At 33.3% G+C, this 23,741-nt stretch carries 23 protein-coding genes; 13 read left to right on the plus strand and 10 right to left on the minus strand.

The genetic code is table 11. The features are described from left to right. Positions 1-13: 13 nt before the first annotated feature. The 4 genes from ACM39_RS12255 (at position 14) to murI (ending at position 4,158) form a co-directional block, all read left to right on the plus strand. A complete protein-coding gene (locus ACM39_RS12255) occupies positions 14-1,087 on the plus strand; it encodes an RluA family pseudouridine synthase (RefSeq protein ID WP_185097458.1) in 1,074 nt (357 codons plus the stop codon). A 51-nt stretch (positions 1,088-1,138) separates the two neighbouring features. Then, the gene (locus tag ACM39_RS12260; RefSeq protein ID WP_048511337.1) at positions 1,139-2,089 is read left to right on the plus strand and encodes a PorP/SprF family type IX secretion system membrane protein; all 951 of its coding nucleotides are present in this window, start codon (positions 1,139-1,141) and stop codon (positions 2,087-2,089) included. 50 nt (positions 2,090-2,139) lie between these two features. Beyond that, a complete protein-coding gene (gene hemW / locus ACM39_RS12265) occupies positions 2,140-3,264 on the plus strand; it encodes a radical SAM family heme chaperone HemW (RefSeq protein WP_082140587.1) in 1,125 nt (374 codons plus the stop codon). Positions 3,265-3,327: 63 nt separating this feature from the next. Beyond that, positions 3,328-4,158 carry a glutamate racemase gene (gene murI / locus ACM39_RS12270; RefSeq protein WP_048511339.1) on the plus strand — a complete coding sequence of 277 codons (831 nt, stop codon included), beginning with the start codon at positions 3,328-3,330 and terminating at the stop codon, positions 4,156-4,158. Positions 4,159-4,192: 34 nt separating this feature from the next. Here murI and ACM39_RS12275 read toward each other — a convergent pair whose 3' ends face one another. Continuing rightward, the gene (locus ACM39_RS12275) at positions 4,193-4,792 is read right to left on the minus strand and encodes a nitroreductase family protein (protein WP_048511340.1); all 600 of its coding nucleotides are present in this window, start codon (positions 4,790-4,792) and stop codon (positions 4,193-4,195) included. Between the two features lie 84 nt (positions 4,793-4,876). Between ACM39_RS12275 and ACM39_RS12280 the strand changes: the two genes are divergently transcribed. After that, positions 4,877-5,233, plus strand: a complete 357-nt coding sequence (locus ACM39_RS12280) for a winged helix-turn-helix transcriptional regulator (protein ID WP_048511341.1) — start codon at positions 4,877-4,879, stop codon at positions 5,231-5,233. Here ACM39_RS12280 and ACM39_RS12285 read toward each other — a convergent pair whose 3' ends face one another. The 5 genes from ACM39_RS12285 to ACM39_RS12305 form a co-directional block, all read right to left on the minus strand. Beyond that, entirely contained in the window at positions 5,234-5,812 is a 579-nt protein-coding gene (locus ACM39_RS12285; protein ID WP_048511342.1) for an RsmD family RNA methyltransferase, read from the minus strand. It abuts the gene before it with no gap. A gap of 76 nt (positions 5,813-5,888) precedes the next feature. Further along, positions 5,889-6,605 (minus strand): DUF3822 family protein, encoded by a 717-nt coding sequence (locus tag ACM39_RS12290; protein WP_048511343.1) that lies wholly within the window; start codon positions 6,603-6,605, stop codon positions 5,889-5,891. 18 nt (positions 6,606-6,623) lie between these two features. Beyond that, positions 6,624-7,118: a Smr/MutS family protein gene (locus ACM39_RS12295; RefSeq protein ID WP_048511344.1), complete on the minus strand. Its 495-nt coding sequence runs from the start codon at positions 7,116-7,118 to the stop codon at positions 6,624-6,626. 2 nt (positions 7,119-7,120) lie between these two features. Further along, positions 7,121-7,618: a metallophosphoesterase family protein gene (locus tag ACM39_RS12300; RefSeq protein WP_048511345.1), complete on the minus strand. Its 498-nt coding sequence runs from the start codon at positions 7,616-7,618 to the stop codon at positions 7,121-7,123. Next, positions 7,615-8,067 carry a hypothetical protein gene (locus ACM39_RS12305; protein WP_048511346.1) on the minus strand — a complete coding sequence of 151 codons (453 nt, stop codon included), beginning with the start codon at positions 8,065-8,067 and terminating at the stop codon, positions 7,615-7,617. The genes ACM39_RS12300 and ACM39_RS12305 overlap by 4 nt, the downstream gene beginning before the upstream one ends. Before the next feature lie 80 nt (positions 8,068-8,147). On the opposite strand from ACM39_RS12305, the gene ACM39_RS12310 reads away from it, so the two are divergent. Next, positions 8,148-9,689: a serine hydrolase gene (locus tag ACM39_RS12310; protein WP_048511347.1), complete on the plus strand. Its 1,542-nt coding sequence runs from the start codon at positions 8,148-8,150 to the stop codon at positions 9,687-9,689. Between the two features lie 60 nt (positions 9,690-9,749). On the opposite strand, the gene ACM39_RS12315 is transcribed toward ACM39_RS12310, so the two are convergent. After that, positions 9,750-10,226 carry a SixA phosphatase family protein gene (locus tag ACM39_RS12315; RefSeq protein WP_048511348.1) on the minus strand — a complete coding sequence of 159 codons (477 nt, stop codon included), beginning with the start codon at positions 10,224-10,226 and terminating at the stop codon, positions 9,750-9,752. 114 nt (positions 10,227-10,340) lie between these two features. Between ACM39_RS12315 and ruvX the strand changes: the two genes are divergently transcribed. From ruvX to ACM39_RS12340, 5 genes are all read left to right on the plus strand, one after another. After that, a complete protein-coding gene (gene ruvX, locus ACM39_RS12320; protein ID WP_048511349.1) occupies positions 10,341-10,757 on the plus strand; it encodes a Holliday junction resolvase RuvX in 417 nt (138 codons plus the stop codon). Next, on the plus strand, positions 10,754-11,326 hold the full coding sequence (gene def / locus ACM39_RS12325; protein WP_048511350.1) for a peptide deformylase: 573 nt from the start codon (positions 10,754-10,756) through the stop codon (positions 11,324-11,326). Before ruvX ends, def begins: the two co-directional genes overlap by 4 nt. A 78-nt stretch (positions 11,327-11,404) precedes the next feature. After that, positions 11,405-11,968 (plus strand): DUF5606 domain-containing protein, encoded by a 564-nt coding sequence (locus tag ACM39_RS12330; protein WP_048511351.1) that lies wholly within the window; start codon positions 11,405-11,407, stop codon positions 11,966-11,968. 285 nt (positions 11,969-12,253) lie between these two features. Next, positions 12,254-13,033, plus strand: coding sequence for a nucleoside triphosphate pyrophosphohydrolase (gene mazG, locus ACM39_RS12335; RefSeq protein WP_048511352.1), 780 nt, complete (start codon positions 12,254-12,256; stop codon positions 13,031-13,033). A 142-nt stretch (positions 13,034-13,175) separates the two neighbouring features. After that, a complete protein-coding gene (locus tag ACM39_RS12340) occupies positions 13,176-14,048 on the plus strand; it encodes a hypothetical protein (protein WP_048511353.1) in 873 nt (290 codons plus the stop codon). A gap of 56 nt (positions 14,049-14,104) precedes the next feature. Here ACM39_RS12340 and ACM39_RS12345 read toward each other — a convergent pair whose 3' ends face one another. Beyond that, positions 14,105-17,821 carry a metallophosphoesterase gene (locus ACM39_RS12345; RefSeq protein ID WP_048511354.1) on the minus strand — a complete coding sequence of 1,239 codons (3,717 nt, stop codon included), beginning with the start codon at positions 17,819-17,821 and terminating at the stop codon, positions 14,105-14,107. A gap of 26 nt (positions 17,822-17,847) precedes the next feature. On the opposite strand from ACM39_RS12345, the gene ACM39_RS12350 reads away from it, so the two are divergent. Then, positions 17,848-19,014 (plus strand): Pycsar system effector family protein, encoded by a 1,167-nt coding sequence (locus tag ACM39_RS12350; protein WP_048511355.1) that lies wholly within the window; start codon positions 17,848-17,850, stop codon positions 19,012-19,014. A gap of 31 nt (positions 19,015-19,045) precedes the next feature. Continuing rightward, positions 19,046-19,960: a bestrophin family protein gene (locus ACM39_RS12355; RefSeq protein WP_048511356.1), complete on the plus strand. Its 915-nt coding sequence runs from the start codon at positions 19,046-19,048 to the stop codon at positions 19,958-19,960. Positions 19,961-19,962: 2 nt separating this feature from the next. On the opposite strand, the gene ACM39_RS12360 is transcribed toward ACM39_RS12355, so the two are convergent. Next, positions 19,963-22,263, minus strand: coding sequence for a GAF domain-containing protein (locus ACM39_RS12360; protein ID WP_048511357.1), 2,301 nt, complete (start codon positions 22,261-22,263; stop codon positions 19,963-19,965). Positions 22,264-22,342: 79 nt separating this feature from the next. Continuing rightward, positions 22,343-23,728 carry an NADH-quinone oxidoreductase subunit N gene (locus ACM39_RS12365; RefSeq protein WP_048511358.1) on the minus strand — a complete coding sequence of 462 codons (1,386 nt, stop codon included), beginning with the start codon at positions 23,726-23,728 and terminating at the stop codon, positions 22,343-22,345. Between the last annotated feature and the right edge of the window lie 13 nt (positions 23,729-23,741).

Raw genomic sequence — 23,741 nt, forward strand, 5'->3', positions numbered from 1 at the left:
AAAAAATGAAATAATGACAGAAGATAACGAAGATTTTTTAGATGAAGAATTATTAGACTCCAACAGTATTGATAATATCGATATTGATGAGGAGAATAAAGGATTGTACGAACATCTTAATATCACTGTTGATAAGAAGCAAGAGCCTTTAAGGATAGATAAATTTTTATTGATTTATCGTCAGAATTCTTCACGGAATAAAATTTCGCAAACCTGTAGAGCAGGAAACGTTGTTGTAAACGGAATTGCCGTAAAACAGAACTATAGAGTGAAGCCGGGAGATCAGATTTCGGTTTTATTGACACATCCGCCAAGAGAAAATGTTATCATCCCGCAAAATATTCCTATTAATATTGTATACGAAGATGATGATTTAGTCGTTGTAGATAAAGAACCCGGAATGGTAGTTCATCCCGGATTCGGAAATTGGGACGGGACATTGGTAAATGCATTAGCTTATCATTTCGAACAAAATGGTGAGAAATCAGACTTGGACAGAGTAGGATTGGTACATAGAATTGATAAGGATACGTCGGGATTATTGGTCATTGCTAAAAATGAATATGCGTTAAGCTTTTTAGCAAAACAGTTTTTTGACAGAAAAACGAAAAGATTGTATTGGGCTTTTGTTTGGGGGAATGTTCAGGATGATGAAGGAACGATTAGGGGGCATATAGGCCGTCACCCGAAAAACAGAATGCAGATGCATACTTATGAGGACGGTAGTCAGGGAAAGCACGCGGTGACGCATTATAAAGTTCTTGAAAGATTTAAATATATGACTTGGGTGGAATGTAAACTGGAAACGGGTAGAACCCATCAGATCAGAGCGCATTTCAAACATATTGGTCATACTTTATTTAATGATGAAAGATATGAGGGCCATACACCTCTCCGAGGGGTGAATCTTCCTAAGTATAAGCAGTTTATAAAAAATGTATTTGAAATTCTGCCCAGACATGCTTTGCATGCTCATACTTTAGGATTTATACACCCAACTACCAAAAAGGAATTGTATTTTGAGAGCCCAATGCCGAAAGATATGGCGGATGCCGTAAAAAAATGGAGAAATTATTTAGAAAACTAAAAATATATTGAGAATTTTTTTATATTTGTTGAATTGAAATCAAGATTTGTTATGAGAAAACTATATGCTATAGTGTGTTTGGCTCTTTTGTCAAATGCATACAAAGCACAAGAAACACTACCATATTATCAGCAATATCTTCTGGATGGTGAGTTCCTGTTCAACCCTGCACAATACGGTAAAACGGACAATGTTCAGCTCAACGTCAATTATCAAAAACAATTTATAGAATTCAGTGAGTCTCCAAACGTACAGTCTATCGGGATTAATGCAAACATCTTTGACAGAGTAGGTGCGGGTATTTCAGTATTTAGAGATGCTGGAGGTCCTATTTCTGCAGGTGGTATTACAGCTGGTGCTTCTTATTTTATTCCTCTTAGTAGTGAAGGAGACAGAAAAGATCAGTTCTCTTTTGGTACAAGTGTTAGTTTCTATAACATGAATATTGATTATACAAAAATCAATACTGAAGACGGTTATGACCCGTTATTACCAGGTAATGAAGGAAATATTTTCATGGCGTATGCAAACTTCGGTTTAGCAGCTACTTATAAAAATATCTTTGCAAACGTTTCTGTAAATGATATCGCTTTGACAAATGACGAATCTATCGTTAATGGTCGTGAGCCTTCTCCAATTAAATTTTTCTTAAACCTAGGGTATGATTGGCATGTAGGAGATAATATTTATTTCACTCCATCAGCATTGATTAATTTGAACACGAACTCTACAAGAACAATTGACTATAACTTAATGGCAACGTTCTTTAATGATATTAATTCATTCTCAGCTGGTTTAAGCTACAGAACTGTACAAAACAGATTTGACAGTCAGAAACTTCAAATTGCACCTGTTGTAAAAGTAAGATTCAACAAATTTATGATTGGAGCTACTTACAACATCGGAATGTCTGATATTCAGGAATATGGAGGAAACTCTTTCATGATTGGTCTTGGATACAATTTCGATAACTTTATTAATCGTAGAGGATATAGATATTAATCAATTTAATTTAAATAAATTTGAGCTCTGATTTTTTCAGAGCTTTTTTTATGATTTATATTCACATCCCGTTTTGTAAGCAAAAGTGCAGCTATTGCAATTTTCACTTTTCAACGTCTTTAAACTTTAAAGATGAAATACTGGCTGCCATGAAGAAGGAAATTTTTCTTCGAAAAGAGGAATTACAAAACAAAAATTTACAGTCACTTTACTTTGGAGGCGGAACACCATCCATTCTTTCTCCTGACGAAATCAATTCTTTAATTGATGAGGTTTTAAAATGTTTCAGCTTTAATAATAATATTGAAATAACGCTTGAGGCAAATCCTGATGATTTGGATAAAAATTTTCTAAAAGGATTATCAACTTCACCCATTAATCGTCTGTCAATCGGGACTCAAAGTTTTTTTGAGGAAGATTTAAAATTAATGAATCGCGCTCATACAGCGTCCGAAGCAGAAGACTCTATCAAAAGAGCGCAGGATTTTGGTTTTGAAAATTTAAGTATTGATTTGATTTACGGTTCGCCGACTTCCAACTTAGAAATCTGGAAAAAAAATTTGAATAAAGCAATAGGCCTTCAGGTTCCTCATATTTCTTCTTATGCTTTAACCGTTGAACCTAAAACTGCTTTGGAAAACTGGATTTCAAAAGGAAAAGTGAAAAGCCCAAAAGAAGAAGAGCAAAACAGAGAGTTTTATTATTTATCAGATTTTCTGAAAGATAACGGCTTTGAACATTATGAAGTTTCCAACTTTGCAAAGCCCGATTTTTATTCAAAACACAATTCATCTTATTGGAAATATAAAGAATATCTGGGAATTGGTCCTTCAGCACATTCTTACAACGGTTTTGATATAAGAAGCTGGAATGTTGCTAATAATCAACAATATATTAAGAAATTAAATTCGAATCTTTTGGCAAAAGAAGAAGAAATCCTTTCTCAAAAAGATCAGTTTAATGAAATGATTATGATTGGGTTAAGAACAATTTGGGGTGTGGATTTAGATAGCTTAAACAATAAATTTTCAGACAAAATTTTGGTTCATTTTCAAAATGAAATTAAACCTAATATTAATGATGGTATTTTAATTATTGAAAACAACCATTTAAAAATCCCTGAAAAACATTGGTTTATGGCAGATGGAATTGCCTCGGATTTGTTTATTGTTTAATATTGCATATTTGCAACAGCGAACACAAAATTCACTATTTTTGTATAAAATTTCAACTCAATTTTGAAAACTAAAAAGCAAGACTATTCGCATCTTTCACCAAAACAGCCTATCGGGATTTTTGATAGCGGTGTAGGCGGGCTGACGGTTGCCAAAGAAATAAAAAGACTTCTTCCCAATGAAGATCTGATTTATTTCGGGGATACAAAACACCTTCCGTATGGTGAAAAATCTAAAGAAGCGATTATAGAATATTCTACCAAAATTACCAACTTTTTATTGGAACAAAACTGTAAAGCAATTGTAATTGCCTGTAATACGGCGACGGCAAATGCATTAGATGAAGTCATGACATCTGTTGCAGGAAAGGTGCCTGTGATTGACGTTATCAATCCTGTTGCTGAGAAAGTATCTTATGAAATTCACAATAACGTAGGTGTGATTGCGACAAAAGCAACCGTGAATTCAGGATTGTATAAAAAGAGCATCCGAAAGCATAATAAATGGATTAAAGTTGATGAATTGGCAACACCTTTATTGGTTCCTGCCATTGAAGAAGGTTTTAAAAATCATCCGATTACACATGCAATTATTTATAACTATTTGAGTAATAGTAAACTGAAGAATATTGAAACCTTGATTTTAGGTTGTACACATTATCCTTTATTGATTGACGAAATCAAGCAATATTATGGAAATCGTGTTCGTGTGATTGACTCTCCTAATATTGTAGCCAATCATTTAAAAATCATTTTGGATAAATATTGTCTTTTAAATGAAAATAATCCAAAACCGAATTACCATTTCTATCTTTCAGATTTGACCAAAAATTTTGAGAAAATATCTAAAAAATTCTTCGGAAAAAGTATTGATTTGGAATTAAAAGTATTATAAAAGAAAAAAGACTCAGAAATGAGTCTTTTTTCTTTTATCGCTCCAAAATTACGAGTTCTTTACTATGTCTTGTTTTAGGAGTTATTGTCGGTTGATTGCTGTCTTCTGGCGCTTTTTCACCAATTGTGACGGCAAATAGAGTTTCATATTTTTCATTGTTTAAAATTGTATCGTATTTCTCAGGTTCAATGCCTTCCATTGGAGTAGAATCGATTTCCAATTCTGCACACGCGGAAAGAAAAACACCTAATGAAAGATAAACCTGATGCGCCAACCAGGATTTTATAGCCGTTTCACCTTTTGGCTTTACGAAATTCTTGTAGAAAGCTACAGAACCTTCCGGTAAATTCCCTTCAATCTGTTTTTCAAAGTCTTCAGGATTTTTCAATACTTGGAAAACAATTAACTGATTGCTTTCTACCACTTTTTCTTTATTCCAATAAGATGCTTCCCCCAATTTTTCTTTGATTTCAGTATTGCTTACAAAGACAAAATTCCAGGGTTGACTATTGATAGACGATGGGCTCAAATGTAATATGTCTTTAAGCTGCCGGGTTTTATCTTCACTGATTGTACCTTGTGGATTATACTTTTTTACAGTATATCTCGATTTCATTTTTTCTAAAAAGCTCATAATTTTATACTATATTTTTTATAGTTGCAAAACTAATTTAAGTTTGATACATTTGCAATAACGGTAAAAAATGATAGTATAAAAATGTATACAATAGATAACAAAGATTACCCTTGCTGCACAAGTGTAACCATGAAATTTATAGGCGGAAAATGGAAAGCTGTGATTTTGTTCTATCTCATTGATGGAGCAAAAAGATACAATGAATTGAGAAAATTAATCCCTACAATCACAGAAAGAACGCTGAGTCTTCAATTAAAACAATTGGAAGGAGATAATATTATAGATAGAAAAGTTTTCACGGAAAAGCCCCCTTTGGTGGTAGAATATTCTCTTACAGATTTTGGTAAAACTTTATTGCCGGTTTTGAAAGAAATTACAAAATGGGGAGTTGAGGCTTCTGAAACATCAAAAAAAATAATCAAGAAAAAAGTTTCCTGATTATTCTGGTATTTCTGTATTTTCTTCTTTATTAGGTTCAAAAAAACTGAAGCTTACATTTCCATATTTTCTTGTATCAATCAAATTCGGGTGATCAAATTTCATTCGGCTTTGATGTTCCACGACAAATATCCCGTTGGGTTTCAGATATTTATTATTTAAAACCAAAGAAATCAATTCGTGGTATTTTTTTTCTTCCATTTCGAAAGGAGCATCAGAGAATACGATCTCAAAGGGCTTTTTATTTCTGAATTTTTTTAACCAATCAAAAACATCACCCCGCTGAACATTTACCTGCAGGCTGAAGCCAAGTTCAGAAGCAGTAGAATTCAAGAAAGAAGTGTGTTTCGGGTTCATTTCCACAGACGTGATATCTTGGCAGCCTCTCGATGCGAATTCAAAGCTTATCGAGCCTATTCCAGCGAATAAATCCAGCACGGAAATCGACTGCATATCATAGGTGTTCTCCAAAATACTGAACAAAGCTTCTTTTGCAAAATCCGTAGTGGGCCTTACATCAAAGTTTTTCGGAGCGGCTATTTTCTTGGCTTTCCATTTGCCTGAAATTATTCTGTACATATTGTTGGGTTGTTAGATTGTAGGTAGTGGGTAAGCAGGTGAGCAGTTAAGTCCTGACCATCTGATATCTACAACCTTAATTTAATATAAAATTTTTGTTTGGAATATTATCAAATACAATTTTCAGATTCTTTACAAACTTTTGCAATTCTGAAATAAATGTTTCATTTTCAGTGGTTTCGCCATAAGCATAGAAATTGGTTTCATTGATTCCAAAACCGATTTTACTTAGCGTAAACATAACGAAATAAAGAAAATCCACTTCTGAATTTACATCCAGATTATTGTATAAAATAATTTTTTTATTATCTATAGCGAAAAATTCACATTGATTGTGATACAGATTAATGTGAATTTCTTTGTTATTTTTATTATTGATTGAGTTTAAAAATTTTTCTCCGGAAAAATTAAAATGGACAGGAATTGCCAACTCTTTTATTTTCTGGTAAAATTCCTTAGGAAAAGTATAGTAAAACTGAATTTTGAATTTTTTGTTCACAGAAAGCATTAATTCCTCTTTTTCCTCATTTACAGGAGCATTGAAAGCTATCAGATCAAAACCTGCATCATGCTCTGAAAACCCTTCGGGCATCAATGTAAAATGATTAAAAGCCGAAATCACAAAAACTTCATCAAATCTTTGTTTGATCAAAACTTCTTCTAACTTTCCTGTTATAAAATTTTCAGGAGTTTCCTCGTCTACAAAATACGATTTTTCCTCCAAAACGCTTTTGTTTTTCACGATTTGGTAGATTAATCCGTCTTTGGTAAAAAGTAAATTAAGTACGTTCATATTTCAATTCCTGCAAATTTAGTGAAATTCTACCATTACCGCACCCGATTGATGATGAAGTATTTCCTTATTATAAAAATCTAGGTTGGTCTGGCTTTCCAGCACATCAAAAACCATTTTTTGTAAAACCCCGTCACCAATTCCGTGGACAATTTCCAGCCTTTTTAGATTATTTTTTCTGCAAAACGCAATGACTTCCAGTAATTTTTCTTTTTGAAGAAACAGCCTTTCAAAACTATCGTAGTCATGTGGATTTTTAACTAAATTATGAAAATGTAAGTCTAAAACCAAAATATTTTTATTATGTTTTTTCGAAGTTACTTTTTTCGGTTCCGCCTTTTTTACAACCTTAATGTTTCCATAAAAATCAGGATCTTTGGGAACAAGTTTCTCTTTCTGATATTGATAGGTAAACCCAAATTCATCTTTAAAGACTACAATATTTCCTTTCACGGAAGTAACAACTCCGCTTAAATCTTCATCTACAACAGAAACTTTATCACCAATTTTCATAACTAAACTTTCGGTCCCAATTCAATAATTTCCAAATCCTTTATTTCGGTATCGTCAATCACAAAACGCATCATTGTTCTCACTTTATGCCAGCCTTGTTTTCCACAGGCTCCGGGATTCAGGTGAAGCAGATTGTTTTTCTTGTCAAACATGGCTTTCAAAATATGAGAATGCCCTGAAATAAATAGCTTTGGAGCCTTCTCAGAAATTTCTTTTTTTGCTAAAGGGGTGTATTTTCCGGGATAGCCACCAATATGAATCATCAGAACTTCCACATTTTCACAGAAAAAACGGTTCACCTCCGGAAATTCAGAACGGATTTTTGCATTATCAATATTTCCATAAACCCCTTTTAACGGGTTAATCTTTTCAAGCTGTTCTATGATTTCAAAGTTTCCAAAATCTCCGCAATGCCAGATTTCATCTGCTTGTCTGGCATATTCTAAAATTCGTTCATCAATATAGGAATGAGAGTCGGAAAGAAGTAGGATTTTTGTCATGATCTAAGAGTTCTTTCAGTAATATTTTCGTCATATTTCTCTTTGAAAACCTGTACTCTGTCCGGATTCAATTCTCCATCATGACTAAGTACTCTTTCTTTTATCAGCCATCTTACAAGCTTTTCCATTCCTTTTCTGGAATTCATAAAATTGGCGATTTTTGAAATATCTGTTGATTCTATTTTTACTTTTTCAGTCAGAAAATTTAGAATAAAGTAATCATCATTTACATATTTTGGCGTTTCATTATCCATGTATTTGTATAGAAGAATCTCCTCATCATCTTGCATAGAAAAGAAAGAATATTGAGCAGCATTGATTTTTTCAACTTTCAAAATCTGTTTTCCGTCAAGTAAAACTTTATCATCTTTAATGATAATTTCCTGAGAGAAATATAAATTGAAACTTAGTATAAATAAAAAGAACGGTACTAGTTTTTTTACTGCCATTTTTAATCTTTAATTAGACTGCAAATATAAAGAAGCTTTATCAAAAATGTTTATTTATTAACTTTGGGAAAATTTAAAAAATGAAATATAATTTCTCTTTGTTCTTTATTCTTTTGTCGATGGTCACTTTCGCGCAGGTTGAAGACAGAAAACTAGATGAACTAATCCAAAATACATTAAAAACTTTTGATGTTCCGGGAATATCTGTAGGAATTGTAAAAAACGGAAAAATTATTTATTCTAAAGGCTTTGGAGTCCGTTCTTTAACTTCAAAACAACCGATGGATGATAATACTTTAGTCGGAATTGCATCAAATTCGAAAGGTTTTACCTGTACTGCACTGGCAATTTTGGCAGATGAAGGAAAATTAAACTGGGATGATAATGTTTCAAAATACATTCCTGAGTTTCAAATGTACGATCCCTATGTTTCCCAAAATATTACGATCAAAGATTTGGTGACTCACAGGGCAGGATTAGGTTTGGGACAGGGCGACCTAATGTTCTTTCCTGAAGGTGGCAGCCTTACGGTGAATGATATTGTTCATAACGTAAGATATTTAAAACCTGAAAACCCTTTCAGAACGACTTTGGATTATAATAATATTATGTTTATTGTTGCCGGAGAAGTAATTCACAGAGTTTCGGGGTTGAGCTGGGCGGAATTTATTGAACAAAGGATTATGAAACCTGTCGGGATGACTTCAAGTTTTGGAAGCTACAACAGAGCAAAATCCGTTCCCAATAAAGTTGATGCACATGCTCCTGTAAACGGAAAAGCGATTACTGTCCCTCACGATTGGAATGAGACAGCAAATGCGGCGGGAGGAATTATGAGTAATATCAAAGATATGACGATTTGGGCTGAATTTTTATTAAATAACTTTACAACAAAAGACGGGAAAAAATTGGTTTCCGATAAAAATGTACAACAGCTTTGGAGTTTGCAGATTCCGGATAAAGTAGCAGCTAAAAATCCTTACGATACAAGCTTTTATGGATATGGAATGGGTTGGTTTTTAAGTGATGTTAAGGGACATAAACAAGTCCAGCACACGGGAGGTTTAATTGGGACGGTAACTCAGTTTACTTTGATTCCTGATATGGGATTAGGAATTGTAGTTTTAACAAATCAACAGTCCGGAGCAGCTTTCAATACGATTACGAATACGGTAAAAGATTTTTATTTGGGAGTTGCAGACAGAAATTGGTTAAAAACTTACGACGAAAGAATGAAAAAAGCAGAAGAAATTTACAATAAACAAAAGAAAGAGGCTTTTGCAAAATCTGATGCTTTCAAAAAAGAAAAAAGTTTTCAGCCAAAAGCAGACCAGTTTGTAGGTGTTTACAATGATATTTGGTTTGGAGATGCTGAAATTTCGCAACAAGGAAATACGTACAGAATTGCATGTAAAGATTCTCCAAGATTAAAAGGTGAACTGCTTCCTTATTCAAATAATTCTTTCATTGTAAAATGGGATGACAGAAGTTACGATGCTGATGCTTACATTATTTTTGATTATGATGAAACAGGAAAGGCACAATCTGCAAGATTAAAACCTATTTCTGATGTTACTGATTTCAGTTTTGATTTTGATGATTTGGATTTGAAAAGAAAATAAATAAAATAAAAGCTTCAATATTTATTGGAGCTTTTTATTTAAAACCTATTGGAAAATTATCTAAATCTTCCCGGGTTCATAAAAAAACAATAGTTTCTTATCAGCTCCATCAAATTCTGACCAAGAATTGCAGTCAATTTCAAAGCCGGCAACACCACAAGTCGGAAAGTGGAAAATATCATTAGAAATAGAATTTGCAAAATTTGAAATTCCGTTGTTGTGTGAGAAAAACGCTACTACATCGTGGCTGTCGTCCAAGTCGTAGATTACAGATTCAAAATTGCTTTCCGAGGGATTATAAAGCTTCTCATCCGTTATGATATTTAAATTATAGGTCTGATTGAAAATTTTACATGTATTCAAGGCACGAACCGCAGGGCTCGATACAAAATAATCTATCGAAACATTATTATTTTTCATAAATCGAGACATATGCATAGCTTCTTCTAAACCTTTGTCTGCCAATGGTCTGTCGAAGTCCTCTGTTTCTTCCGGCCAATCGCTTTTTGCATGTCTTACGAGGATGAGTTTCTTCATATTTTCGTTTTTTGGAAAATTAAAATTATAAAAAAAATAATGGAATAAAACATGATTTATAAAAAAAACTGTGTATGGAATAAAATCATTAAAATTTACTAAATTTGCAAACTTATGGGACAAATCCTTGCAATAGACTATGGAAAGGCGCGTTGTGGCATTGCTGCGACGGACGACATGCAAATCATTGCAAGCGGCCTGGATACCGTTCTTACTCCCGTTTTGATTGAATTTTTAAAAAAATATTTCATTCAAAATAAAGTAGATGAAGTGGTAATCGGGCTTCCTGTAGATTTGAGAGGAAATATTTCTGAAGTGGAAACTGATATTTTAAAATTTATTGAAATTTTTCAAAAAGAATTTCCGAATATTAAAGTTAATCGCTTCGATGAAAGATTTACATCTAAAATGGCTTCGTTTTTTATTTCTCAAAGTGGGAAGAATAAAAAACAAAGGCAGGAAAAAGGATTAATAGATAAAGTAAGTGCAACCATCATATTGCAAAATTTTTTAGAACAAAGAACAAGATGATTTTACCAATAAGAGCCTTTGGGGATCCTGTTTTGAGAAAAGTAGGAAAGGATATAGATAAAGATTATCCCGAGTTACAGGAATTGATAGAAAATATGTTCGAAACGATGAACAGTGCAAATGGCATAGGATTGGCAGCACCACAAATCGGTTTGGATATCCGGCTGTTTGTAATTGACGTTTCTCCTCTTGCAGAAGATGAAGATTATGAAGATATTAAAGATGAGTTGAGAGATTTCAAAAAGGTTTTCATTAACGCTAAAATTCTTGAAGAATCCGGTGAAGAGTGGAAGTTTAATGAAGGCTGTCTCTCGATTCCTGATGTGAGAGAAGATGTGAAAAGGAAAAGCACTATTCTTATCGAATATTATGATGAAAATTTCGTTAAGCATACAGAAACTTTTTCCGATATTAGAGCCCGCGTAATTCAGCATGAATATGATCATATAGAAGGAACACTGTTTACGGATCATTTAAGTGCTTTAAAAAAGAAATTGGTAAAGGGTAAATTGACGAAAATCACTCAGGGTGATGTAAACATCAATTACAAAATGCGATTTCCAAAATAAGTTTGAATTAAATAAAAAAGAAAATAATAAACAACAGAAAGCCTCGTGCCGACTGCTACATTTACAAAAAATAAAATTATGCTGTTAGAAAAAATAATTTCAATTTCTGGAAAGCCAGGACTTTTTAAATTAGTTTCTCAATTAAGAAACGGATTTATTATTGAAGATGTTACAACAAAGAAAAAAGTAAGCATTGGTAATTCTAGCCAGGTAAGTTTACTAGACAACATCGCAATGTTTACGTTTGATAAAGAAGTTCCTTTATTCGAAGTTTTTGAAAATATTGCTAAAAATTATAATTACAAAGAAGCCATTCCTCACAAATCTTCTGATGCAGAGCTGAAAGAATTCATGACGGCTTCTCTTCCAAATTATGATACAGAAAGAGTGTATGCTTCTGATATCAAAAAATTGGCTCAATGGTATAATATTCTTCAAAAAGCAGGATATATCACTCCTGAAAGCTTTGTAAAAGCAGAACCTGAAACTTTAGAACCTGCTCAGGAAGGTGAAGAAGTAAGCATCGAGAAAGAAGCTCCTAAAAAAGCTGCTCCAAAAGCTGAAAAACCCGCAATTCCAAAAGTAAAAGCGACTTCTGCAGCGAAATCAGCTCCAAAAAGTACTCATACTAAAAAAGGATAATTCATTTATTTGAATTTAAAATACAAAACCTTATCATTTATGATGAGGTTTTTTGTTTTAAGTTGGTTTTGCAAAGGCGAAAAGTTATTCCAAGAACATTTTTGCCGTTAATATTTAGTGATCATTTTTACGCCTTAAAAGAATATAACGTTAAAAAAGCTTTGCACTTTTGCGAATAGCCAGTTAAAGTCAGCTATTAAGCTATATTAAAATTCTTTTGTTTCAACACCAAAGAACATTCCGGAAGATTTACCTTAAATTTGTACCACTTTGAATTCTCAAACTATGAATACCAAACAGGAAAAATTAGAAGCTTTCGGAAGATTATTAGATATTATGGATGATTTGCGGGAGAAATGCCCGTGGGATCAGAAACAAACGCTGGAATCGCTTCGCCATTTGACTCTGGAAGAAACATATGAACTTTCCGATGCTATTTTGCAGGGTGATTTGCAGGAAATTAAGAAAGAATTAGGTGATGTTTTGCTGCACTTGGTTTTTTATGCTAAAATAGGTTCTGAAAAAGAAAGTTTCGATATTGCTGATGTGATTAATTCCTTGAATGAAAAACTGATTTTCCGTCACCCTCATATTTATGGCAATACAGAAGTAAAAGATGAGGAAGAGGTAAAGCAGAATTGGGAAAAATTAAAACTGAAGGAAGGAAATAAATCTATTTTAGGAGGCGTTCCAAAAAGTTTGCCGAGTTTGGTAAAAGCATATAGAATTCAGGATAAGGTAAAAGGAATCGGTTTTGAATTTCATGATGCAGAAGATGCCTGGAAAAAAGTAGATGAAGAAATTCAGGAGTTTCATGCGGAAACTGATTTAGATAAAAAAGAGCAGGAATTGGGTGACGTATTTTTTTCGTTAATAAATTATGCAAGAATCTCAGGAATCAATCCTGATTCGGCTCTGGAAAGAACCAACCTGAAGTTTATTTCAAGGTTTCAGAAAATGGAAAATTTAGCTTTAGACAAAAATATAAATCTTGCAGATATGACTTTGGAAGAAATGGATGTTTTATGGGAAGAAGCTAAAAAGTCTTTACATGAAAATAAATAATCCAACGAATATAGATTTTCAATGTTTATGAGATTTAAAACAGAAAAGGAATAGTATTATTTTTCCTTCATCATTAAGATTATCCATAATTTAGAGAAATATAATACCTTCTCTTGTTTCAGTAAAAAATAAAAAAACAGATATGTTGCGATTTTTTGTTTTATCAGCATTCTTTTTGTTAAGTTGCAATCCCAAAGCTCAGGACTCATCTAGAAATAATGAGTTGAAAGTAGAATTTTCTTTGCCCAAAAAACTAAAAGAGGTTTCCGGTATTGCCTTGTCTCAGGATAAAAAGACAATTTGGGCTATCGAAGATCAGGGCAATAAAAATGTTGTATATGGTTTGGATATGCAGGGAAAACTCGTTTCTGACGTTCTAGTTGAAAATGCGGAAAACAACGACTGGGAAGATATTACAAAAGATGCCCAAGGGAATATTTACCTTGGGGATTTTGGAAATAATGATAATCGCAGGCAAAATCTTTCTATTCTAAAGATAGACTTAAAAAATTCTTCACAAAAGACAGCGAAAGTAGTTCAGACTACAAAGTTTCATTATGAAGGCCAAACAGAATTTCCGCCAAAGAAATCAAACTGGTTATATGATTGTGAAGCTTTTGTAGAAATTAACGGAAACTTTTACCTTTTTACAAAGAACAGAAGTAAAGGTTTTGACGGTACTTTCCTTGTTTTTCAGGTTCCCAATAAAGAAGGAGATTTTCAGGCGAAATTGATAGGTAAATTAAAGTTAAACGGGAAATATAACGATGCTGCGATTACATCTGCCGCGATAAACAGTACAAATAATAAAATTGTATTATTAAATCATAAAAATATTCATATACTTTCAGGATTTGAAGCAAATGATTTTAGTGCTGCTAACATTCAGAAAATATCATTAAACCATAATTCGCAAAAAGAAGCAGTTGTTTATCTTGATGATAAAACATTGTTGATTGCTGATGAAAAAAATAAGCAGACGGGTGGGAATGTATATAAATTTCTATTACAATAAATAAAAAAACTCCGCAGAAATTTTCTGCGGAGTTTTTTTATTTATTTTCTTCACTATTAAAAAGTCATTCCCAAAGTGGCGGAAATTCTTCCTCCATCTGAGCCGTAAAAGTAATTCAATCTTGCAGAGAACATTTCTACAACGCTCATCCAGAATCCGGTACCTACAGATTGATGCCATTTGTTTGATTTTTCGTTATCATTCCAAACTCTGCCAACGTCATAACCAAGCAGAATTCCCATGTTTGCAGGGATAATATTATTTCTCACTCTTCCGAAATCCCAACGAACCTCGGAATTGTTGGTAAAATAAGCTTTGCCTGAAAATCTGTCGTTTCTGAAAGCTCTCAACCCATTATTTCCACCGATTGAGGCTGCCTGATAAAATTCAAAATGATTATTATTAATCCACATTCCATTGCTTGAATTGGCAAAAACGAAAATTCCTCTCTTATCGATTTTATGGTCGATGGTTAAAGTTCCTTTTAATGTTACGAAGTTTTTATTAAAATCTGAAAGATTGGTTTTCCATGCTGCATTTAATAAAAATTCCATACCCAAAGTCGGGAAAGCACTGTTGTCAGAATTTTTGAAGCTGAAAGTATAATTGGCACCTCCAAATTGCTGATCATTGAAAACTTCAGGTTTTACATCAGGTGAAACATCTACAAAACGGTCACCTTTTCTCTCTATTTTATTGTTTTCAAAGCTAAGCTGAAACTGATGCTCAAGATTCATCCAGCTTTTTTTAGAAATTGATGGTGCAAAATAAATCTTTGAAATTCTGGCCCTGTTGTATTCGCGTTCTGTATTTTCTTTATCATAAGGGCTTTCATTTGACAATCCGAAGAAATTTTCAGCAAAACGCGGAGTAGAGTAAAATGCATCAAGATTAAGATCCCATCCGGAAATAGCTTTTTTGAAAATTCCTTTATAAGCCAGGTTGAATCCGCCTGTTGCGGTATAAAAATTCGCTCTTAAACTGTGTTTTTGAGTATATGGATCACGAATGAAATTATTCACCGTATAATTTGCCAAAACGCCGATGATTACTCCGTCATCCGGGTTGTAATCAAGGTTTGGATACCCTGCAAAGAAATTATATTTCGGATGTTTATAATTGTACGTATTGATATCGTAGTCATCCGTAATATTTTTTGTTGCCGTCTTTGCATTATATGTGTTTTTTTGGGATTTAAAATCATAAATTTTCACTCTGCTTCCATTCTCAACATTGTAAACATCATGATTGTATCCTCCGATTAATCTGATGGTCATTCTGGGCTTTCCATCTCCCGTTACCTCATAGATATCATCGTCTTCCAAACCATAAATCCAAAGTTCTTTTGTTTTGGAATCATCGTATGTTTTTTCAAATACTAATTCCGGACTTTCCTGTTTTTTGCCTAATTTATATTGCTTTACATTGACAGAATTTCCTGTTTTGGTAATGACGAATTTATCAGGATTTACTGTTCCTGCCAATGGAACTTTTTCCTGTAAAACATCATAATATTGAGAGGCATAATTCTGTAATTTTAGTTTCCTTGATTTTAATTTTCTTTGAATATCAGTAATCGTTTCATCTTTTACTTCTTCTGGTAAATTATCAAAGGCTTCTTCAATGTCTTTATCCGATAAATGTTCCTGGATATATTTTGCCTGGGCAATCCACTCGTCCTGAGTAGAACTTTTCAGGAAAATCAAATCCAAAGGATAAGGTTCCATATTCATCCATTTTACATTTTTGATATCGTCTTTAAATGTTTTCATGTGACGAATTGCAGGGATATTCATGATAATTTTAAACGCGACGCCATCATATTTACTGAAAGCCTGATCTCTGTCTCTGGGAATAGGTTTGTAAATTATATTGTCTCCATCTTTATATTCTGCCCATTTCCATTGGTCCGAATGTCTGTCCCAGTCACCGATAAGCATATCAAAAATTCTCGCTCTGATGTAAGATTCTTTATCAACAGAATATTTATAGTTTTTAGTTAAATTTTTCAATACATCATCCGTAGAAACAATATCTTTTGCGTTATCTAATGATTCTAAAGTTTTTGGATCTGCAGAAAAACGTTCTTCAATCATATACATTTCATCTCCATAATTTTCATTATATCTTCCTAAAGCCTTTTGTTTCGGGATATAATATAATCTTGGATTACTGTGGAAAATATTTACTTTATCAGCTAAATTTCCGACAGAAAAAGGAGTAAAAGGATGGTTGGTTGTATAAAAATCCAATAGAAATTTGTCCGGGAATGTATTGTTCAGTTCATTCCCGAAAGTGCTTTTTTTGAAAGCCATATTATTCAGGAAACGAACCGCACTTTTCTTTACGCCACGCATTACAAATTCCTGGCCGTTATTAGACTTTAGCCTTAAACTGTTGGACTGATTTCCGCCACCTTCCCTGAATGGAGTATATCCTCCATCTAATTCAGAGATGTTTGCTGTAGGAGCTTCTACGGGTATTCCGTAATATTTTCTGTAATGTTCTCCCCAAAGCCATCTGTAAAATTTCCCTTTTTGGGTAAACTCTTCAGGATACACACTTGATGTAAATGTGTTGGGAAGGGTCTCCGAAAAATTATTTATAAATGCATCCGGTTTTGAAAATACCGAAATATGAGTCAGTTTTTCTAATTGATTATCTTTTGTAGAAAAATATTCAACATCGCTGCTTTGATCTTTTCTAAGATTTAAAATTGCAAAACCATTTCCACCGTAGGAAAAATCACTTTTTTCGGCAATAGTGGAAGGATCAACTTTAGAACCCGCTCCGCTGATGATTTGCCGGATATTTCTTTCTTCGTGATATTGTAAATTATGATCATGTCCGGAAACAAAAATAATATTGTCTTTGTCCTGGACCATGCTTTTTAAACGGTTGGATAAGTCAGCATAGTGTTGATTATTAATATCCTCCAGATTCGCTCCGGAGGAGCTTCTTACAATATTAATCAAACTTGCAATACCCGGAACCGGAATCCTGCTTTTTAACGGGTAAAGGTGAGCTTTTGCAGAATTAAAACCTGCATGCACGCCGGTGCTGATAATAGGGTGGTGAAGCGCAACGATGATCCTTTTGTCCTGATTTTTGTTAATCAAATCTTTAAATTCAGTGAAAAGATCTTCACGGGTTTTTATGGTGCAGTTTTTATTAATTCCCGGATAGTTGTCCCAATTTACTAAAGCCCATTCTGTATCAATAACAATTAATTTTATGTCATTTGTAAGATTAATATCGTCAATGGGACAAGAATTTTTTGGTAAAAATGCTTTTTTGTCATTTAAATAGGTTTTTACAAATTCTTCCTGAGCTTTCAGCCCGTCAAGACCATTATACCAATCATGATTTCCGGGGATTACAATTGTTTTTCCCCTGAAATTTTTCGAAATGGCAAGCTGGTTTTCAAGTTTTTGTTTGGCTAAAGGATAGCCTCTGTCACTTTCTTTCGGCATTCCGCCCGGATAAATATTATCGCCCAAAAAAATCAGCATAGAATTTTTATCAGCAGAATCTAGCTTACTTTTCAATAAATTCAAGGTATTCTGAGCCTGTATTTCGTCTGCATTTCCGACGTCACCGACTAAGAAAATTTTAAAGTCATTTTCAGATTTTATATCAGAATTTTTTACTTCAAATAAGTTTTTACCCTTTTTCACGTTATATGTTGCGCAGGAATACATGACTCCGGCAGACAATAGAACCCTAACGATAATAGAAGTTTTTTTTAGATGAGTTTTCAAGGATAAATTCATAAATTTACATTAACAAAAATTCAGGAATGAGCATTTTACGCAAAGCTAGAGATTATGTTGAAATCTTATTCAAAGATAAGTTATCTTCTGTATATTTTTATCATAATTTTATTCATACCACCTATACGGTCAATAAGGCTGAAGAAATTATGAAAAATACGCCTGTTTCCGGCGAGGATCAGGAGAAAGTATTATTGGCTCTTTGGTTTCATGACACGGGTTATATAGAATGTGCCCAAAATCATGAAGAGGAAGGTGTGAAGATTGTGAAAGATTTTCTACAAAAAGAAAATTATCCTGAAAATTATATTGAGGATGTTGCAAAACTTATTTTGGCAACAAAAATAACCTACGAACCACAGAATCTTTTAGAAAAAATTGTAAAAGATGCAGACTGCAGCCATTTTGCAAGTCATGATTATAACGATATTTCTGATGCTTTAAGAAAAGAATGGGAGCTTACCAATGTAAGATGTTTTTCAAATGATGAATGGAATGCCGGAAACCTGGATATGCTGAAAAATAAGCATCATTATTATACAGATTATGCAAAAGAAAATTGGGATCCTCTAAAAAAGAAAAATATTAAGAAAATCGAGAAGAAACTGGAAAAAGAAGATGAAAAAAAGGATAGCCCTGATAACAAAAAAGAAAAAGAAACGAAATCTGACAGAAGCGTAGACACGTTATTCAGGGTGACTTTGAATAATCATACGAGATTAAGTGATATTGCAGACAGCAAAGCAAATATTTTACTTTCTGTAAATGCAATTATCATCTCAGTCTGTCTTTCTGTTTTGGTGCCAAAATTAGACGCTCCGAAAAATTCTCATTTGGTAATTCCTAGTTTCATTTTGCTGTTATCCAGTGTTTTGACTATAATTTTCGCAATTTTATCTACAAAACCGAACGTCACAAAGGCAAAATTCACCAATCAGGATGTTATAGACAGGAAAGTAAATCTTTTATTCTTTGGTAATTTTAACAGAATGCTTTTTGATGATTATCATAATGCAATGAAGGACTTAATCAAAGACAGAGATTATATTTATGATTCTATGGTGAAAGATTTGTACTATCTGGGAAAAGTGCTGGATAGAAAATACAAGCTTTTGTCTACAACATATAAAATTTTCATGGCCGGAATTATTATTTCCGTATTGTCTTTCGGATATGCTTTTCTTAGTCTTTAATGTTGAAATTTAATTTAAACTTACATAAAAAATGATTATCAGACAGCGCACGAATTGGCTGAAAATGCTGTTTATATGGAAAGGATCTGTGTTGAAAAAAATCATTGTTCAGCTTTCTGTGATTCTGTTGTTTTCTTTGGCAATCTATTTTTTCAAAGGAAGGATTTTTGATTATAAAGTTCATCTTAACCCGACTATTTTTACTTTGCTAGGTCTTGCATTGGCTATTTTTATGGGATTCTGTAATTCTGCGAGCTATGACAGATTTTGGGAAGGGCGTAAACTTTGGGGATTACTGGTAATCGAAACCCGTTCGTTGACACGACAGATTTTATCTTTTGTACCGAATACGTCGAAAGTGGAAAAACAGGAAATAGTTAAATTAATTTCCGCTTTCTGCTGGTCTTTAAATTATCAGCTAAGGGATAAACCCGGAACAGAGCATCTTTCAGGATTGCTTTCGCCGGAACAGGCAGAACAATTGAAAGGTAAAAAGTTTATTCCAAGTATCATTTTAGGATTCATTGCAGACTGGCTGAATGAGCAACATAAAAAAGGTAATATTGATACGATTATCTTAACTCAAATGGATCATCAATTAAATCAATTTTCTAATATTTCTGGAGGCTGCGAGAGAATTTATAATACACCTTTACCGTTTGCTTACAGTGTTTTGCTTCATCGGACAGTATATTTGTATTGCTTTTGGCTGCCTTTTGGATTGGTTGATACTCTGGGCTGGATGATGCCTTTGATTGTCCTTTTGATAAGCTATACTTTTATTGCTTTGGATGCCATTATTCAGGAGATTGGTGAGCCTTTTGGTGAAGAGGAAAATGATTTGGCACTGAACAGTATTTGCAGAACAATAGAGTTTTCCATTTTTGAACAGGCGGAAATCCCACAGGGTGAATTGAAAAAACCGGATTCTTATTTTGTGGATTAATTTTATACCAAAGAAACCCTCAATGCCAGCAATCCCGTAATTCCCTGTAAATCCTCGACTCGTAAAAACTCCACATCATTCTGAAGAATCCCTTTTTTCTGAAGTTTGCTGATGTAGTCTAAGTATTCTTTCTGATTTTCCATACCAAAGTAAACAATCGTAATTTTTCCGGGGCAGGTAATTCTTTCCTGGGAATCTTTTACATGTGCTTTATCAAGGCGCTTTTTAATGATTTCATAATAAGAATTGAAGGCTCCGTCGATGTCAAAGCGCTTTTCATCCATTCGAAAACGGATATCTATTTTCTCATTATAAACAAAAATCAGTGAAGCAATATCTAAAGAAATAGGTAAATCTTTTTTGAAGCTCTGAAACTCCTGTTCTATATTGCAAATAGTTTTTAACTGCCAATATCTCAGTTTATGAACAATTTTAGAGGTATAATGTAAATCCGGCGCGATATTATGCCCAATGTACAAATTATGCTCTATGCCATCAGATTTAAATCTTTCATAATAATGCGGGAAAATCTGCTGAGCATTTACCTGGCTTTCATCCAGTATATCCGCTAATTTTCTGTTAACCAATGTTATTGATTCGTCTAAACTTCTTCTGTGACTGTAGAATAAGTGGTTTTGAGGAAAAACTTTAGCAAAATAATCTTTAATTTTTGTTTTAACCTCTTTTGTGCTTTTTACTTCAAGTTTTCCCTGTAAATAAGGGTGAATCTCATCTCTCAATAACCTTTGGAGGCGTTGCTCTGTATCTGCTTTTATTTCGTTATTTAATTCATTTTCAAAAATATCTAAAGCGAGTAAATATTTCTCTGAATCTGAATTAACCAGTGCAAAAATTTCATGAAGACATTCTATCTGGTCATTTAAATCTTCAAGCATCAAATTAAACCTCTTTTCCGAAGACGAACGAATATCTGAAAAACCAAAAAGCGGCGTAAGATTTTTAAAAGAAATCTGTTTTAAAGTGTACATTTTCTTTGCTAAAGAGGCATTGAAATATTTTTCAGCTTCGTTTCTGAACTTCCAGACCACACTGTCGTGGATGGTCGTATATTCTCTTTGGATAATTGCTTCAATCTGATTGTTTCTTTCAAAACTGAATCTTGTCAGTGAAAACAAAATCATATCAACGAAAAATTCCAGTTTTTTAAGCTTTAAACCATTTAAGCTGTTGGGTTGAGGTGATGTAAATTCCATGATAGCTAACAGTTCGTTGTCTTTCATTATCGGAATTACCATAAAACTATTGATATTATTTTCCTTTAAAATACTGAAGGAAGGCATTTTCTTGATTTGATGATCTAGATTGTCAACATTGGAAACAACGATCGGTTTTGAATTATAATTAAAATTCTCAAAAGCTGTTTTTCTTATTTCTTCGTCAAAAGTATTAATCCAGAAATCAAGAATATGATTGGTAAAAACGTTTTCATAAATCGGAACTTTTTCAAGCCTTTTTTCCTTTTTATTGAAAAGCATTAATCCAAAATTCAGTTCGGAAATATCAAAATAGGATTTGAAAATCTCGGTCAAATTCTCATCGGGAATCAGGTTTTCCGGATCAATTTTTATCATACTTGATTTCAAATCTGATAAAGCTACTTCTGAAGTGCAGTCAACGAGAGAAATAATAGTAAAGCCACTTAAAATCCATGACTTTGAAGGGAAATATTTTTTCCACAGCTTGATGTCGTCCAAATTCTCAAGCAGCATATCAATCACACTTTCACTTGGTACTTTTGCATATTCCGTAGGATAAATTTCGCTAAAATCTGAATTTACCGTGATTTTATAATGTTTCATAATCCCTTGCTTATTCGGGATGTCATAGTAAAAGGGTAGGGTAGATTTTATATCACGTTTGAAATAAACCTGTAAAATCAGACAGCAGCAAAAAACATAAAATTCGTCGTCATTGATATTCCTCAATTCTATTTCGAAATCTTTTCCGGCATCTTTTAAAATATTTTTGAATCTTTCAGTGTAATTGAAGGTAATATTGGAAAGAGGAATGCTTGCCGCTTTTATTTCATTATTGGTGAGACCGGTCGGAAAGAGGTCTGCCAAAAGGAGTTTGATGAGATCTTCATTTTTTTCAAGTAAGCTTAAATCCTGAAATCCATCTCTCAGTTCCTGAAAATTTTTTGTTTTTTCAATCAACGATTCAGCGTAATTGACACGATATTCAAGCCTGTCATTGTAACGGATATGTTCCAACACATCCAAATATTTTTTGAACGAAATGTAAACCTGAAATGGAGCGTCTTTCTTGTAAAGATTTGCCAAAGCTGAAATTTAAAGTAAAGTTATAAAAAAAGCACAACATTGCTGCTGTGCTTTTGATTTTTATCTTTTAAGATTGGTTTTACAACCCGAATTGTCTTGCAAATAAATCAGGAAAAACACCTAAAGCAATGATGGAAACAATGACAAATACTGCAACAATATTATAAGTCAGTGTTACTTTCTCTGAAGATTTGAAAGTACTTTCTTTGAAGAAGAACATTGCAATAATCAATCTCAGGTAATATGCAATTGAAACTGCAGAACCTAAAACAGCAACTAAAACCAGAAATACTCCGTGTTTTGAATTCATTGCCTGAGAGAATAAAGCAAATTTCCCCATGAAGCCAGCTGTTAACGGAACTCCCGCCATTGAAAGCATGGAAATGGCTGCTACTGTCGCCAATAAAGGTTCTGACTTTGCCAATCCTTTGAAAGCTCCAAAAGAAGTTTCTCTTTTCAGTTTTTCTACATAAATCAAGCACATGAAAACTCCTACAGTTGATAAAGCATAGGCAAATAAATAAAATGCTAAATTATATGTAGAAAGAATTGTCATTCCGTAGAAAACCAGCCCGATGTATCCTGCATGAGAAACAGAAGAGTATGCCAGCATTCTTTTTGCGTTTGTCTGCGCAAGACCCATAACGTTTGCCAAAAGTAATGTAATGATTAAGAATACCCCTAAAACATTAATCCATTCTGCCGTAACTCCTCCGAAGCCAATTGTCATTAATCTGAATAATGCGAAAAATCCTGAAATTTTTACAACACTTGCCATGAAAGCAGTGATTAATGAAGGGGCTCCATAATAAACATCAGGACTCCACATATGGAAAGGTGCCAATGCCACTTTGAATGCCAATGCACAAAAGATTAATAAAACTCCTAAAATGAACATTCCGTCTTTAGGATTTGAAATTCCAAAATCCTGGATTTTATATAAATCGAAACTTCCAACACTTCCGTAGATAAATGCAATACCGAAAAGCAAAAAACCTGTCGCAAATGCACCCATTAAGAAATATTTAATTGAAGCTTCGTTCGACCTTAAATCCGTTTTATTAGCTCCCGCCATTACATATAAAGGAATAGAAAGGATTTCAACTCCTAAAAATAGCGTTACTAAGTTTTGGTATCCAAAAAGAATAATTCCACCGCACAATGCAAAAAGCATCAATGCGTATAATTCTGACTGGTGGCTTCTATGGTTGCTGAATGCAAAGCCTCCCAAAAAGAATAATAATAATGTCGTTACGATTGATATTTTAGTAAATAAAGCAGTATTTGCAGTATAATCATACATGTGTCTGTACTTTTCGAAGAAAGCACATTCCGGCATGAAACTTACATATAATGCGATGATTAATCCCAAAATCCCAATGTATCTTGCGAATTTCCCTTGTTCAAAAACTCCTGAAAATAACGCAACAACTGCCGTTAGGAAAACAATAATTAAAACACTCATTTTTTAAAATATC

This window comes from Chryseobacterium sp. FH2 (assembly GCF_001045455.1).
Lineage (GTDB): Bacteria > Bacteroidota > Bacteroidia > Flavobacteriales > Weeksellaceae > Chryseobacterium.

What these genes read in the sequence shown, in the direction of transcription:
- ACM39_RS12255 (WP_185097458.1), top strand. Translation starts at nt 14, where the DNA reads ATGACAGAAGATAACGAAGATTTTTTAGATGAAGAATTATTAGACTCC.
- ACM39_RS12260 (WP_048511337.1), top strand. Translation starts at nt 1,139, where the DNA reads ATGAGAAAACTATATGCTATAGTGTGTTTGGCTCTTTTGTCAAATGCA.
- hemW (WP_082140587.1), top strand. Translation starts at nt 2,140, where the DNA reads ATGATTTATATTCACATCCCGTTTTGTAAGCAAAAGTGCAGCTATTGC.
- ACM39_RS12275 (WP_048511340.1), bottom strand. Translation starts at nt 4,792, where the DNA reads ATGAGCTTTTTAGAAAAAATGAAATCGAGATATACTGTAAAAAAGTAT.
- ACM39_RS12280 (WP_048511341.1), top strand. Translation starts at nt 4,877, where the DNA reads ATGTATACAATAGATAACAAAGATTACCCTTGCTGCACAAGTGTAACC.
- ACM39_RS12285 (WP_048511342.1), bottom strand. Translation starts at nt 5,812, where the DNA reads ATGTACAGAATAATTTCAGGCAAATGGAAAGCCAAGAAAATAGCCGCT.
- ACM39_RS12290 (WP_048511343.1), bottom strand. Translation starts at nt 6,605, where the DNA reads ATGAACGTACTTAATTTACTTTTTACCAAAGACGGATTAATCTACCAA.
- ACM39_RS12295 (WP_048511344.1), bottom strand. Translation starts at nt 7,118, where the DNA reads ATGAAAATTGGTGATAAAGTTTCTGTTGTAGATGAAGATTTAAGCGGA.
- ACM39_RS12300 (WP_048511345.1), bottom strand. Translation starts at nt 7,618, where the DNA reads ATGACAAAAATCCTACTTCTTTCCGACTCTCATTCCTATATTGATGAA.
- ACM39_RS12305 (WP_048511346.1), bottom strand. Translation starts at nt 8,067, where the DNA reads ATGGCAGTAAAAAAACTAGTACCGTTCTTTTTATTTATACTAAGTTTC.
- ACM39_RS12310 (WP_048511347.1), top strand. Translation starts at nt 8,148, where the DNA reads ATGAAATATAATTTCTCTTTGTTCTTTATTCTTTTGTCGATGGTCACT.
- ACM39_RS12315 (WP_048511348.1), bottom strand. Translation starts at nt 10,226, where the DNA reads ATGAAGAAACTCATCCTCGTAAGACATGCAAAAAGCGATTGGCCGGAA.
- ruvX (WP_048511349.1), top strand. Translation starts at nt 10,341, where the DNA reads ATGGGACAAATCCTTGCAATAGACTATGGAAAGGCGCGTTGTGGCATT.
- def (WP_048511350.1), top strand. Translation starts at nt 10,754, where the DNA reads ATGATTTTACCAATAAGAGCCTTTGGGGATCCTGTTTTGAGAAAAGTA.
- ACM39_RS12330 (WP_048511351.1), top strand. Translation starts at nt 11,405, where the DNA reads ATGCTGTTAGAAAAAATAATTTCAATTTCTGGAAAGCCAGGACTTTTT.
- mazG (WP_048511352.1), top strand. Translation starts at nt 12,254, where the DNA reads ATGAATACCAAACAGGAAAAATTAGAAGCTTTCGGAAGATTATTAGAT.
- ACM39_RS12340 (WP_048511353.1), top strand. Translation starts at nt 13,176, where the DNA reads ATGTTGCGATTTTTTGTTTTATCAGCATTCTTTTTGTTAAGTTGCAAT.
- ACM39_RS12345 (WP_048511354.1), bottom strand. Translation starts at nt 17,821, where the DNA reads ATGAATTTATCCTTGAAAACTCATCTAAAAAAAACTTCTATTATCGTT.
- ACM39_RS12350 (WP_048511355.1), top strand. Translation starts at nt 17,848, where the DNA reads ATGAGCATTTTACGCAAAGCTAGAGATTATGTTGAAATCTTATTCAAA.
- ACM39_RS12355 (WP_048511356.1), top strand. Translation starts at nt 19,046, where the DNA reads ATGATTATCAGACAGCGCACGAATTGGCTGAAAATGCTGTTTATATGG.
- ACM39_RS12365 (WP_048511358.1), bottom strand. Translation starts at nt 23,728, where the DNA reads ATGAGTGTTTTAATTATTGTTTTCCTAACGGCAGTTGTTGCGTTATTT.